Source organism: Nocardioides lijunqiniae (assembly GCF_015024225.1).
GTDB lineage: Bacteria > Actinomycetota > Actinomycetes > Propionibacteriales > Nocardioidaceae > Nocardioides > Nocardioides lijunqiniae.
Window position 1 is genome coordinate 72,330 of the sequence record NZ_JACJGM010000023.1, and the last position, 12,951, is coordinate 85,280.

Below are 12,951 nucleotides of genomic sequence, written 5' to 3' on the forward strand. Positions count from 1 at the left end.
CTGTCGGTGGCCGCCCGTACGCTGGATCCATGCGTCCCGTCACCGATCTCGAGCGTCGTCTGGCCCCCTTCAAGGTGGAGGCCGACTACCAGCCGAGCGGCGACCAGCCCGCCGCCATCAAGGAGATCACCCAGCGCATCAACGACGGCCTCCAGGACGTCGTCCTGCTGGGCGCCACCGGCACCGGCAAGACCGCCACGGTCGCGTGGGTGGCCGAGCAGATCCAGCGGCCGATGCTGGTGCTGCAGCCCAACAAGACGCTGGCCGCGCAGTTCGCCAACGAGCTGCGCCAGCTCTTCCCGAAGAACGCCGTCGAGTACTTCGTGTCCTACTACGACTACTACCAGCCTGAGGCCTACGTCCCCCAGACCGACACCTACATCGAGAAGGACTCCTCCATCAACGAGGAGGTCGAGCGGCTGCGCCACTCGGCCACCAACTCGCTGCTGACGCGTCGCGACGTGATCGTGGTCTCGACGGTCTCGTGCATCTACGGCCTCGGCACCCCGCAGGAGTACGTCGACCGGATGCTGCGGCTCAAGGTCGGCGAGGAGCGCGACCGCGACTCGATCCTGCGCCAGCTCGTCGAGATCCAGTACACCCGCAACGACATGTCGTTCACCCGCGGCACCTTCCGGGTGCGCGGCGACACCCTCGAGATCTTCCCGGTCTACGAGGAGCACGCCGTCCGCATCGAGTTCTTCGGCGACGAGATCGAGCGGCTGATGACGCTGCACGCGGTCACGGGCGAGGTCCTCACCGAGGACAACGAGCTCTACGTCTTCCCGGCCACCCACTACGTCGCCGGCCCCGAGCGCATGGAGCGGGCGATCAAGGGCATCGAGCTCGAGCTGGAGGACCAGCTGGCGACGTTCGAGAAGCAGGGCAAGCTCCTCGAGGCCCAACGCCTGCGGATGCGCACCACCTACGACGTCGAGATGATGCGCCAGGTCGGCTCGTGCTCCGGCATCGAGAACTACTCGATGCACATGGACGGCCGCACCCGCGGCTCGGCTCCCAACTGCCTGCTCGACTACTTCCCCGAGGACTACGTCGTGGTCGTCGACGAGTCCCACGTCGCGGTGCCGCAGATCGGCGGCATGTACGAGGGCGACATGTCCCGCAAGCGCAACCTCGTCGACCACGGCTTCCGCCTGCCCAGCGCGATGGACAACCGGCCGCTGCGCTGGGAGGAGTTCCTCGAGCGCATCGGTCAGACGATCTACCTCTCGGCCACCCCGGGCAACTACGAGCTCGACAAGGTCACCGGCCCCGACGGGGAGCCGGACACCGTCCAGCAGATCATCCGACCGACCGGCCTGATCGACCCCGAGGTGGTCATCAAGCCGACCAAGGGCCAGATCGACGACCTGATCCACGAGATCCGCACCCGGGCCGAGAAGAACGAGCGGGTGCTGGTCACCACGCTGACCAAGAAGATGTCCGAGGACCTCACCGACTACCTCCTCGACGCCGGCATCCGCACCCGCTACCTCCACTCCGAGGTCGACACCCTCAAGCGCATCGAGCTGCTGCGCGACCTGCGGCTGGGCGACTACGACGTCCTGGTCGGCATCAACCTGCTGCGCGAGGGCCTCGACCTGCCGGAGGTGTCGCTGGTCTCGATCCTCGACGCCGACAAGGAGGGCTTCCTGCGCTCCGACAAGTCGCTGATCCAGACGATCGGTCGCGCGGCCCGCAACGTGTCGGGCCAGGTGCACATGTACGCCGACAAGATCACCCCCTCAATGGAGAAGGCGATCGACGAGACCAACCGTCGCCGCGCCATCCAGGTCGCCTACAACACCAAGCACGGCATCGACCCCACCCCGCTGCGCAAGAAGATCGCCGACATCACCGAGATGCTGGCCCGCGAGGACGAGAACACCCAGGAGCTGCTGCAGACGTGGGCCGGCACGGCCGCGTCCGGCCGCGCCGGGGGAGTCAAGGCCAAGCAGCCGGTGCCGGGGCTGTCCAAGGCCGCGTCCGGCCAGCACGCCAAGGACATCGCGGGCCTGCCCAGCTCGGAGCTGGCCTCGCTGATCCAGGAGCTGACCGACCAGATGAAGAACGCCGCCGCGGAGCTGCAGTTCGAGCTGGCGGCGCGCCTGCGCGACGAGATCGGCGACCTCAAGAAGGAGCTGCGCCAGATGATGGAGGCCGGCGCCCGCTAGGCGGCGTCGCCGGCGCCGCGGCGCCGCAGCCAGCGCGCGAGCAGCGGCATCGTGAGCAGGATGACGAGCAGCCGGAACAGCTGCACCGCCATCACGTAGGTGACGTCGGAGCCGCTGTCGGCCGCGATGGCCAGCACCGCGAACAGGCCGCCGGGCGTCGTCGCGAGGTACGCCGTCAGGCCGTCGACCGGGGTGAGCCAGGCCAGGGCGGCTCCCATGAGCGCGCTCAGGCACAGCATCGCCACGATCAGCAGCGTCACGACCGGCAGCATCCGGGCGATCGAGGCCAGGCTGCGGCGCGTGAACCGCAGCCCCACCTGCACCCCGATGAGGGCGTAGCCGACCCACTGCACCGGCTCGGGCACGGCCACGTCGCCCAGCCACCCGGCCGAGGCGATCACCGACGCGATCAGCAGCGGCGCGAGCAGGGTGGCGGTCGAGAACCGCACGACGCGGGCCAGCAGCAGCCCGCCGCCCGCCGCCGCCACGACGTACACGAGGTCGAGCGCGAGCGGACCGTGCTCGCTGGACAGGGTCCCGAGGCCGGTCTCGGGCTCGAAGACGACGCCGATGACGAGCGGCAGCGTCACCAGGACGATGAGGACGCGCAGGTACTGCACCACCGTCACCACCCGCTCGTCCGCGTCCAGGTCGCGGGCCAGCGCCACGATCCCCGACGCGCCGCCGGCGATCAGGGCGAAGGCGCCGGTCACCAGCGAGACGTCGCGCCGCAGCGCGAGCAGCCAGCCGGCCGCGAGGCTGAGCGCGACGGTCCCGAGCGTCACGAGCAGCACCGCCCCGATCTCGCCGCCCATCCGCTGCAGCGCCTCGACGCTCACCAGCGTGCCGATGGTGACGCCGATGAGGGCCTGCCCCAGGCGGAAGGCGAGGGCCGGGACCTTGATCTCGGTCGGGGACGTGAGCGCGTGGGTCATGCCGCCCAGCAGCGACCCGAACAGCACCGCCGAGGGCACCCGCAGCAGCGAGAAGGCGAGCGTGAGCGTGACCGTGGCGGCGAGCACGAGCAGGGCTCCCGTCAGCGGGGAGCGGGCGCGGCCGGTCACCGCTCCACCCTAGGCACGCACCACCGGACCCATGTCGGCGGCGGTGCCTAGCCTGGGCGGATGGACACCAAAGAGATCCAGGTCACCGTCGACTGTGCCGATCCCCGGGCGCTCTCCCTCTTCTGGAACGCCGTGCTGGGGTACGACTTCCCGCCGCCCCCGCCGGGGTTCGGCTCGTGGGACGACTTCTCCGCCTCGCTCCCGCCCGAGCACCGCAACTCCGCCTCCGCGTCCGAGGACCCGGCCGGGAGGGGACCGCGGCTCTTCTTCCAGCGGGTCCCCGAGCCCAAGAGCGGCAAGAACCGGCTCCACCTCGACGTCCGCGCCGCTCCCGGTCTCGAGGGCGAGGAGCGCATGACGGCGCTGGAGTCGGAGTGCGAGCGGCTGGTGGCGCTGGGCGCGACCCGCGTGCAGCGCCACGAGCCGGCGCCGCCGATGAGCCACGGGTTCATCGTCATGCAGGACCCCGAGGGCAACGAGTTCTGTCTCGACTGACCGGCCTACGCTGGGAGGTGTGAGAGAGGCGCCGGCGACGAGGACCGTCGCGCTGGTGTGGGGCGTCGCGCTGCTCACCTACATGGTCGCGGTGTTCCACCGCTCCTCGCTGGCGGTCGCCGGGCTCGAGGCCTCCGACCGGTTCGGCATCTCGGCGGCCCAGCTGGCGACGTTCACGATGCTCCAGCTGCTGGTCTACGCCGGCATGCAGATCCCAGTGGGCCTGCTGGTCGACCGGTTCGGCTCGCGCAGCGTCATGCTCGCGGGCACCGTCATGCTGGTCGTCGCCCAGACGGCGTTCGCCCTGGCCGACACCTACGCGCTGGCCCTGCTGGCGCGCACGCTCGTCGGCATCGGCGACGCGCTCACGTTCATCTGCGTGCTCCGGCTGGTGAGCCGCTGGTTCGCGCCGCTGCGGGTGCCGTTCGTGACGCAGGTGACCGGCACCCTCGGCCAGCTCGGCGCCGTGGGCGCCGCCGTCCCGATGACCTGGGCGCTGGGCCGCTGGGGCTGGACGACGGCGTACCTCGCCGCGGCCGCGCTCGGCCTGGTGCTCGCGATCGCCACCCTGCTGGTCGTCCACGACTCGCCCGACGACCGCAACCTGCGTGGCCCGCGGCTCTCGCTCTCCGCGGTGGGCGCGAGCCTGGCCGCGTCGTGGTCGCACCCCGGCACGAGGCTAGGGTTCTGGATGCACTTCACGACCCAGTTCAGCTCCACCGCCCTCTCCCTGCTGTGGGGCTACCCGTTCCTGGTGCGCGGGGAGGGCCGCTCGCCCCACGAGGCCGGTCTGCTCCTGTCACTGATGATCGTGGCGGTCATGGCGAGCGGCCCGGTGCTGGGCTGGCTGATCGGACGGCACCCCTGGCACCGCTCGAGCATGGTCCTGGGGATCGTCTGGTCGATCGTGGCAGTCTGGACGGTGGTGCTCCTCTGGCCGGGCCCCGCCCCGCTGTGGATGCTGGTCGTCCTGGTGCTGGTCGCCGGCATCGGCGGCCCGGCGTCGATGATCGGCTTCGACCTGGGCCGCACCTCCAACCCCGTGGAGCGGCTGGCGAGCGCCAGCGGGATCATCAACCAGGCCGGCTTCACCGCCTCCCTGATCCTGGTGGTGGCCGTCGGCGTCATCCTCGACTGGCAGACGCCCGGGGGCAGCACCGCCTACACGCCGGAGGCGTTCCGGTGGGCGATGAGCGCTCAGTACGTCCTGTGGGCCCTCGGCCTCGCCCAGATCTGGCGCTACCGCCGCAAGGCCCGCGCCGTGATCGACCGCACCCAGCTCGAGGCCGGGGTGCTGGCGTGACGCGCGAGGGTCCCGAGCTCACGGACGACGGCCACCACGTGGTCATCGACGGGCGCAAGTGGCGCGCCACCGACCCGCTCATCCCCGACGAGCGGCGCTCGGAGCTCCAGAAGGCGCTGATGGCCTGGCGCCGCGACGTCCGTCGCACCAAGGGCACCGACGAGGAGGCCACCTCCCGCGCCGGCGTCCAGGCCGCCAAGGTCGCCCTCGGTGAGCGCGGCACCCCCTGGTGGGAGCAGACCGAGGCCGAGCGCCGCGCGCGCTGGGAGACCGAGGTCCCGACGCCGGGCTGAGACCCGCCGCTCGACGGTACGGTCGTCGGGTGGATGTCGAGACGATGCTCGCCCACTGCCTGGCCAAGCCCGGTGCGTGGCCCGACAACCCGTGGGAGCACGAGCACCCCGTCGTGAAGGTCGGTGAGGGGGAGCGGGGCCGGATCTTCGCCTTCCTGCGCAGTGCCGGCGTCGGCCTGAAGGGTGGCCCGAGCCGCGAGGCAGCCGACGAGTGGCTCGACCGCTTCCCCGGTGAGGCCACGGTCATGGCCTACATCGGCCGCTCCGGCTGGAACGACCTCTCCTTCGCCGGCATCCCCGACGAGGACCTCATCGACGCGGTGGACGAGTCCTACCGTCTGGTCGTCGCGAAGCTCCCGAGGAAGCACCGGCCGGAGGGCTGGGAGGACGCCTGAAGGGCGCCGGGACGTGCCGATGACCCCGCGGTGGCTGGGTGTGGTGGGCGAAGGGGGTCTCAGGAGGCCTTGCCCCCAAGGGGTCTGAGGATTTCTCGATCTTCTTCTGTGGGGTGGTTTCGAGGCTCGCTTCGCTCGCACCTCAACCACCGTGGTCGGGGCCCCATCGGTGGTCGAGCAGCGAGCGCAGCGAGCGTCCGTCGAAACCCTCGCACCCGAACGCCCTGCCTAGCGTGCGGGGGTCTCGACGGGCGCTCCTCGCTGGCGCTCGTCGCTGCTCGACCGCCGGTCGTGGTCGGCCTCGTTGGTTGAGGAGGTTGCGCTGGCAACCGTCTCGAGACCAACCCCGCCACACCGCCCTGCCTAGCGTGCGGGGGTCTCGACGGGCGCTCCTCGCTGGCGCTCGTCGCTGCTCGACCACCGGTAGTGGTCGGCCTCGTTGGTTGAGGAGGTTGCGCTGGCAACCGTCTCGAAACCAACCCCGCCACAACGCCCTGCCTTCGCTGCGGGGGTCTCGACGGGCGCTCCTCGCTGGCGCTCGTCGCTGCTCGACCACCGGTCGTGGTCGGCCTCGTTGGTTGAGGAGGTTGCGCTGGCAACCGTCTCGAAACCAACCCCGCCACACCGCCCTGCCTTCCCTGCGGGGGTCTCGACGGGCGCTCCTCGCTGGCGCTCGTCGCTGCTCGACCACCGAGGCGGGGTCCCATCGGTGCTCCTCGCTGGCGCTCGTCACTGCTCGACCACCGGTCGGGGACGGTCAGCGGCGGGAGTGGCGGATGGCGTTGAGGCCGACGAGGCGGGCGACGACGAGGGCGACGTAGAAGACGCCGGCGACCTGCTCGACCATCACCAGCGAGCGGGCGTTGTCCTGGACCGGCATGATGTCGGACAGGCCGACGCTGGTGAGCGTGGTGAAGGACAGGTAGAGCAGCTTGAACCAGCCCTGGTCGCCGGTGCCGTCGATGCCGACGAAGGACTCCGGCCAGACGACCTGGGCCGCGGCGTAGACGTAGGCGAAGCCCCAGGCGACGACGGTGAAGGCGGCGCCGGTCGCGAAGAGCTCGTCGCGGGTCACCTTGTCGTCGTGGAAGAGGTAGCGGATCATCGCGTAGGAGACGTAGAAGTAGAACGGCACGTGGAAGACCGCGGAGACCAGCACCACCCACTCCGTCGAGGGCTGCAGCGCCTCGAAGATCGTGAAGACCATCGCCGGCCCGCCGAGCAGCACCGCCACCCAGCTCAGCGCCGGGGTACGGCGCACGGCCCAGGCCGCGAGGAACACCACCGACATCTGGACCACGCCGACCACCGCCCGGCCGGCCACGGAGCCGTCGAGGAACGGGTAGGACAGCACGGCCACCAGCTGCATGACCAGCAGGACGGCGGACGGGTGCTCCCGGAGGGTGCGCATCCTGCTCATGCCTCGTCGTCCCCGTCGTCCCGGCGGTCCTCGTCGTCCTCGCCACGGCGCCGGTCGAGCTCCTTGTCACGCTTCTTCTCGAGCCGCCGGACGTGCTGGTCGACGATGTCCTGGCGGCGCACGAGGGTCTGGACCAGGTTGACGCCGGTGCCGAGGATGACGAACGCCGGCCAGAAGAAGCCGCCGAACATCACGACCGACCAGATCACCAGACAGATGACGCTGGGCACCAGGAAGCCGGCCAGCGCCTCGCGCCGGTCGGCGTCGTACTTGCGGGTCGCCTGGGCCACCAGGTCGGTGGAGGGCGGGCGGACCACGGCGCCGGAGCCCGCCGGCGATCCCGGGGCGACCAGGTCGGCGACGATCGGCGGCAGCTCGCCGAGGGTGCGGGCGCTCGTGACGGACTCGCTGCGCTCGTCGAACTCGGCGCGGTCCAGGCGCCCGTCGGCGTAGGCGGTCGTCAGCAGGGAGCGCACCACCTCGCGATCCTGGTCGGAGGCGCGCAGCCCGGCGTAGGCCGGGTCGCGCGGGTCGTGGGCGAGCGCCGCCCAGAGCTCGTCGGCGGTCACGCTCGCCCCCGCAGGGAGGGGACGACGGCGAGGATCACACCTCGCATCCTAGGGAGCGGCGCCCGCTCCGGCCCCCTCGACGCGGCGGTCGACTGCCACGGGACGACCCGTAACCACACCACATGCGTGTCGTTAGCCAAGAACGAGAACACGTTCTATTGTGTCCGTCGTCGCACTCCGGGGAGGTACGAATGGCGTTCAGCGCTGTGTCCGTGCTCCGGGGACCCGGTGAGCTGGCAGCGATGACCGTCGACGTGGCGAAGCTGACCTTCACCACGCGCTTCCAGTTCCGCGAGTTCGTCGAGCAGGCCTGGTTCATCACGAGTGTGACGCTGATGCCGACCATCCTGGTCTCGATCCCGTTCGGCGCGGTCATCTCGCTCCAGGTCGGCAACCTCACCGGCCAGCTCGGCGCCCAGTCCTTCGCCGGCGCCACCGCGGTGCTCGCCGTCGTCCGGGAGGCGGCGCCCATCGCGGCCGCGCTGATCATCGCCGGGGCGGCCGGCTCGGCCATCTGCTCCGACATGGGCGCTCGCAAGATCCGCGAGGAGATCGACGCCATGGAGGTCCTCGGCGTCAACCCGCTCGCCCGGCTCGTCGTGCCCCGGGTCCTCGCCACCATGTTCGTGGCGCTGATGATCATCGGCATCGTGATCGGCGCCGGCATCGGGGGCGGCTACTTCTTCACCGTCATCGTCCAGGGTGGCTCCGCCGGTGCCTTCCTGTCGTCGTTCACGGCCCTCGCGTCGATCTCCGACCTCTACATCGCGATCGTCAAGGCCGTGGTCTTCGGCGGCATGGCGGCGATCGTGGGCGCCTACAAGGGCCTGAACGCCGGCGGCGGCCCCAGCGGCGTCGGCCGCGCGGTCAACGAGTCGGTGATCGTCGCGTTCATGCTGCTCTTCTTCATCAACGCGGTGATCACGGCCATCTACTTCCAAGTCGTCCCACCCCCGGGGCTCTGACATGGCGACCATCGGCACGATCGCGAGCGCGGTCATCGACGGGCGGCGACGCTCGCTCGAGGCGTACGGCGACCAGCTGATGTTCTACGTCAAGGCGCTGGCGTGGACCCCGCGGGCGATCCGCCGCTACCCGCGCGAGATCACCAACACCCTCGCCGAGGTCTCCTTCGGCGCGGGCGGTCTCACGCTGATCGCCGGCACCGTCGGCGTCATCGCCTTCCTGTCCTTCTTCGCCGGCACCGAGGTCGGCATCCAGGGCTACGCCTCCCTGAGCCAGCTGGGCGTCGCGAAGTTCAGCGCCTTCATCTCCGCCTACTTCAACACCCGCGAGGTCGCGCCGCTGATCTCCTCGATCGCCCTCGCCGCCACCGTCGGCTGCGGCTACACCGCCCGGCTGGGCGCGATGCGCATCTCGGAGGAGATCGACGCGCTCGAGGTCATGGGCATCCCGTCGCTGCCGTTCCTGGTCACCACGCGGATGATCGCCGCGTTCGTCGCCGTGATCCCGCTGTACGTCGTGGCGCTGAGCGCGTCCTACCTCTCGCCGCGGCTGATCACCACGCTCATCTACGGCCAGTCCTCGGGCACCTACGACCACTACTTCCTGCAGTTCCTGCCACCGATCGACATCCTGTGGTCGTTCTTCAAGCTGCTGTTCCTCGCCTCGGCGATCATCCTGATCCACTGCTACTACGGCTACACCGCCTCCGGCGGCCCCGCGGGCGTCGGCACCGCGGTCGGCCGCGCGATCCGCACCAGCATCGTGTTCACCGTCGTGGCCGACTTCTTCCTCAGCTTCGCCATCTGGGGCTCCACCACCACCGTGCGGATCACGGGGTAGCGGCATGGGACTCCTGGTCAACATCCACCACGACAGCCCGGCGGAGCACCGCCGGCTGCTGGTCGCGGGCGTCGTCTTCCTGGCGGTGATGTCGACGCTCGTGTGGCTCTCGATCGCGGTCTACCAGAAGAAGTTCGACACGGTCACCACGATCACGATCAAGGCGGACCGCGCCGGGCTGCAGCTCGCCAAGTTCGGCGACGTCCGGCTCAACGGCGCGCTGGTCGGCCAGGTCCGCAGCGTCGAGCAGGACGGCAAGGAGGCCTCCATCGAGGTGGCCCTCGAGCCCGAGGCGGCCGAGGAGATCCCCGAGAACGTCGAGGTGCAGATCCTGCCGACGACGCTGTTCGGCCAGAAGTTCATCGCGTTCGTGCGCCCGGATTCCCCCTCGTCCAGCTCGCTGCAGGACGGCGGCACGATCCCGTCCGACCGGGTCGAGACCAACGTCGAGCTGAGCCGGATCCTCGCCAACCTCTTCCCCCTGCTGCGGTCGGTGCGGCCGGCGGAGCTGAACGCCACCCTCAACGCGCTGGCCACCGCGCTCGAGGGCCGCGGGGAGCAGCTCGGCGTCACCATGGACAAGCTCGACCGCTACCTCGGCGCGATCGACCAGAGCCTGCCCACCCTGCGCGAGGACCTGGTCACCCTCGCCGACGTGGCCGACACCTACGACGAGGCCGCGCCCGACCTGGTCGGCGTCCTGCGCAACCTCACCGTCACCAGCCGCACGGTCCTCGACGAGCGCCAGCAGCTCGACGTCTTCTTCGGCGACGTCGCCGGGCTCGCCGACACCACGACGCGGGTCCTGGGCGACAACGAGGACGACCTGATCCGCATCGGCGAGGTCACCGAGCCGGTGCTCAAGCTCCTCGACATCTACTCCCCGGAGTTCCCCTGCCTGATCCGGGGCGCCGCGCGCTACAAGCCGGTGCTCGCCTCGACGTTCGAGGGCAAGCGGGTCAAGCAGTACATCGAGTTCGGCACCGCCCAGTACCGCGCCTACGACGAGCGCGACCTGCCCGAGTACGGCGAGGTCGGGCACGGCCCCTGGTGCGCAGGGCTGCCCAACCCCCCGGTGCCGATCGGTCCCAACTCCTTCAAGGACGGCTCCGACCTCGACGACGACCCGCCCACCAGCGACCTGCCCGGGCTGCCCCTGCCGGCCATCCCCGGCTTCCCGCTGACCCGCGCGGAGGCGACCGGCGCCTCGCAGCGCGGCTTCGGAGCCGGCATGTCCAGCGGGTACGCCGGCAGCGAGGCCGACCAGGCGGTCGTCAACGCCGTGCTGGCCGGCGAGTCCGGCCGCGCCGCCGACCGCTACGGCTCCCTCGGCTCGCTGCTGTACGGCCCCGTGCTGCGGGGAGGTGACAGCTGATGTCGCGCAACTCGACCACCATCGCCGCCGGCGTGAAGCTGCTGATCTTCACGATCGTCTCGATCCTGGTCACCGGCCTCCTGGCCGCGATCATGGGCAACATCGGCTTCGGCGCCGGACGCGAGTACCAGGCCGTCTTCACCACCGCCTCGATGCTGGAGAAGGGCGACGACGTCCGCGTCGCCGGCGTCAGCGTCGGCGAGGTCAAGGAGGTCGAGCACTACGAGCGCAACCACGCGCTGGTGACCTTCCGGGTCAAGGCCGACGTGCCGCTCACGACCGCGTCGAGGGCCGAGATCCGCTTCCTCAACCTCGTGGGCGACCGCTACCTCGCGCTGGAGGAGGGTGCCGACGTCAAGGCGAAGCCGCTCGACGACGGCGGCCGCCTGCCGCTCGAGCAGACCAGCCCGGCGCTGGACCTCACCACGCTCTTCAACGGCTTCAAGCCGCTCTTCCAGGCGCTGCAGCCCGAGCAGGTCAACGACCTGACGCTCAACCTGATCCAGGTGCTGCAGGGGGAGGGCGGCACGGTCGGGGGGCTGCTCGAGCACACCGCCTCGCTGACCAACACCCTCGCCGACCGCGACCAGCTCATCGGCGAGGTCATCGACAACCTCAACGGCACCCTCACCACCGTCTCCGGCCGCCGTCAGCAGCTCTCGCAGCTGCTCGTGGAGCTGAAGGGCTGGATGACCGACCTGGCCGCCGACCGCTCGGTCATCGGCGACTCACTGGCCAGCATCAGCGACCTGACCATCGTGCTGTCCGACCTCCTCCGGGAGACGCGCCCGGTGCTCAAGTCCGACATCGCCGAGCTGCGCCAGCTGGCCGTCCTGCTGAACAAGAAGGCCAACCGCGACCAGATCGTCGAGCTGCTCGACCGGCTGCCGGAGTCGATGACCGACCAGACCCGCACCGGCACCCACGGGTCCTGGTACAGCTACTACATCTGCGGCTTCTCCGGCACGATCACGCTGCCCGAGATCCCGGGCATCCCGCCCGCGCTGCTCAAGCAGCTCACCAGCGGCCTCGAGAAGATCGAGTTCCACTCCACGGCGCAGCGGTGCAACCTGTGAGCCGGCACAGCGACGCCCGCATCCTGCGGCTGGGCGCCATCTCGCTCGTCGTGATGCTCGTGATCATGGCGGCGGCGTTCAACCTCTCGAAGTTCCCCGGCTTCGGCGGCACCTCCTACACGGCGCAGTTCTCCGACGCGAGCGGCATCCACCGGGGCAACACGGTGCAGGTCGGCGGGATGCGCGTGGGACGCGTGCAGGACGTCCGCCTCGAGGACGGCCTGGTCGTCGTGCAGTTCGAGGTCGACAACGGCGTGGAGTTCGGCACGGAGAGCGAGGCCTCCGTGGAGGTCCTCAACCTGCTGGGCGAGAAGTACCTCGAGCTGACCCCCGCGGGGGAGGGCCAGCTCGACCAGGACACGCCGATCCCGCTCGCCCGCACCCAGTCGGCCTACGACATCGTCGGGGTGTTCGGCGATCTCACGCAGACCACCGAGGACATCGACAAGGACCAGCTGGTCGAGGCCCTGGGCGTGGTCGCCGACACCGTCGACGCGGCGGCGCCGGAGATCGAGTCGTCCTTCGAGGGCATCTCGCGCCTCTCGCAGACGGTGGCGTCGCGCGACGAGCAGATCAAGTCCCTGCTCGACAGCTCCCAGGACGTCAGCGCCCTGCTGGCCGAGCGCAGCGACGACATCGTCGACCTGATGCGGAGCAGCGACCTGGTCTTCCGGGAGGTGCAGCGCCGCAAGGACGCCATCCACCAGCTCCTCGTCAACGCCCGTTCGCTCGCGGTCGAGCTGCGCGGCGTCGCGACGGACAACCAGGCCCAGCTCGCCCCGGCCCTGGCCGAGGTCGACCAGCTGCTCGGTCTGCTCAACTCCAAGGAGAAGCAGCTGAAGGCGACGCTCGACGCCCTGGGCCCCTACGTGTCCATCCTCGGCAACATCGTCGGCACCGGTCCGTGGTTCGACGCCTACGCCGCCAACCTCGCCTCGGTCGCCACGCCGGAGTTCCAGCCCGGGCTGGCGGAGGACTGAC

Annotated in this window: 13 protein-coding genes; 10 read left to right on the top strand and 3 right to left on the bottom strand. The window is 70.4% G+C overall.

Going from position 1 to position 12,951, the window contains the following annotated elements; genetic code table 11:
* Positions 1-29: 29 nt before the first annotated feature.
* On the top strand, positions 30-2,174 hold the full coding sequence (uvrB, locus tag IRQ30_RS15190; protein ID WP_193613875.1) for an excinuclease ABC subunit UvrB: 2,145 nt from the start codon (positions 30-32) through the stop codon (positions 2,172-2,174).
* On the opposite strand, the gene IRQ30_RS15195 is transcribed toward uvrB, so the two are convergent.
* Positions 2,171-3,238 (bottom strand): AbrB family transcriptional regulator, encoded by a 1,068-nt coding sequence (locus tag IRQ30_RS15195; RefSeq protein WP_193613876.1) that lies wholly within the window; start codon positions 3,236-3,238, stop codon positions 2,171-2,173. The genes uvrB and IRQ30_RS15195 overlap by 4 nt on opposite strands.
* A 60-nt stretch (positions 3,239-3,298) precedes the next feature.
* Between IRQ30_RS15195 and IRQ30_RS15200 the strand changes: the two genes are divergently transcribed.
* The 4 genes from IRQ30_RS15200 to IRQ30_RS15215 are packed head-to-tail and all read left to right on the top strand — an operon-like array spanning position 3,299 to position 5,724.
* Positions 3,299-3,733, top strand: coding sequence for a VOC family protein (locus IRQ30_RS15200; RefSeq protein WP_193613877.1), 435 nt, complete (start codon positions 3,299-3,301; stop codon positions 3,731-3,733).
* Positions 3,734-3,752: 19 nt separating this feature from the next.
* Positions 3,753-5,036, top strand: coding sequence for an MFS transporter (locus IRQ30_RS15205; RefSeq protein ID WP_338089734.1), 1,284 nt, complete (start codon positions 3,753-3,755; stop codon positions 5,034-5,036).
* Complete coding sequence (locus tag IRQ30_RS15210; protein ID WP_193613878.1) at positions 5,033-5,329, top strand: hypothetical protein; 297 nt, start codon at positions 5,033-5,035, stop codon at positions 5,327-5,329. Before IRQ30_RS15205 ends, IRQ30_RS15210 begins: the two co-directional genes overlap by 4 nt.
* A gap of 29 nt (positions 5,330-5,358) precedes the next feature.
* Complete coding sequence (locus IRQ30_RS15215; RefSeq protein ID WP_193613879.1) at positions 5,359-5,724, top strand: MmcQ/YjbR family DNA-binding protein; 366 nt, start codon at positions 5,359-5,361, stop codon at positions 5,722-5,724.
* A 757-nt stretch (positions 5,725-6,481) separates the two neighbouring features.
* On the opposite strand, the gene IRQ30_RS15220 is transcribed toward IRQ30_RS15215, so the two are convergent.
* A complete protein-coding gene (locus IRQ30_RS15220; protein ID WP_193613880.1) occupies positions 6,482-7,144 on the bottom strand; it encodes a two pore domain potassium channel family protein in 663 nt (220 codons plus the stop codon).
* A complete protein-coding gene (locus tag IRQ30_RS15225; RefSeq protein ID WP_338089735.1) occupies positions 7,141-7,713 on the bottom strand; it encodes a DUF1707 SHOCT-like domain-containing protein in 573 nt (190 codons plus the stop codon). Before IRQ30_RS15225 ends, IRQ30_RS15220 begins: the two co-directional genes overlap by 4 nt.
* Positions 7,714-7,904: 191 nt before the next feature.
* Here IRQ30_RS15225 and IRQ30_RS15230 point away from each other — a divergent pair, with 191 nt between their 5' ends.
* The 5 genes from IRQ30_RS15230 to IRQ30_RS15250 are packed head-to-tail and all read left to right on the top strand — an operon-like array spanning position 7,905 to position 12,950.
* Positions 7,905-8,678, top strand: coding sequence for an MlaE family ABC transporter permease (locus IRQ30_RS15230; RefSeq protein WP_193607254.1), 774 nt, complete (start codon positions 7,905-7,907; stop codon positions 8,676-8,678).
* Position 8,679: 1 nt separating this feature from the next.
* On the top strand, positions 8,680-9,519 hold the full coding sequence (locus IRQ30_RS15235; RefSeq protein ID WP_193613881.1) for an MlaE family ABC transporter permease: 840 nt from the start codon (positions 8,680-8,682) through the stop codon (positions 9,517-9,519).
* A 4-nt stretch (positions 9,520-9,523) separates the two neighbouring features.
* Positions 9,524-10,894 carry an MCE family protein gene (locus IRQ30_RS15240; protein ID WP_193607256.1) on the top strand — a complete coding sequence of 457 codons (1,371 nt, stop codon included), beginning with the start codon at positions 9,524-9,526 and terminating at the stop codon, positions 10,892-10,894.
* A complete protein-coding gene (locus tag IRQ30_RS15245; RefSeq protein WP_193613882.1) occupies positions 10,894-11,970 on the top strand; it encodes an MCE family protein in 1,077 nt (358 codons plus the stop codon). Before IRQ30_RS15240 ends, IRQ30_RS15245 begins: the two co-directional genes overlap by 1 nt.
* Positions 11,967-12,950 carry an MCE family protein gene (locus tag IRQ30_RS15250; protein ID WP_193607258.1) on the top strand — a complete coding sequence of 328 codons (984 nt, stop codon included), beginning with the start codon at positions 11,967-11,969 and terminating at the stop codon, positions 12,948-12,950. Before IRQ30_RS15245 ends, IRQ30_RS15250 begins: the two co-directional genes overlap by 4 nt.
* Position 12,951: the final 1 nt, after the last annotated feature.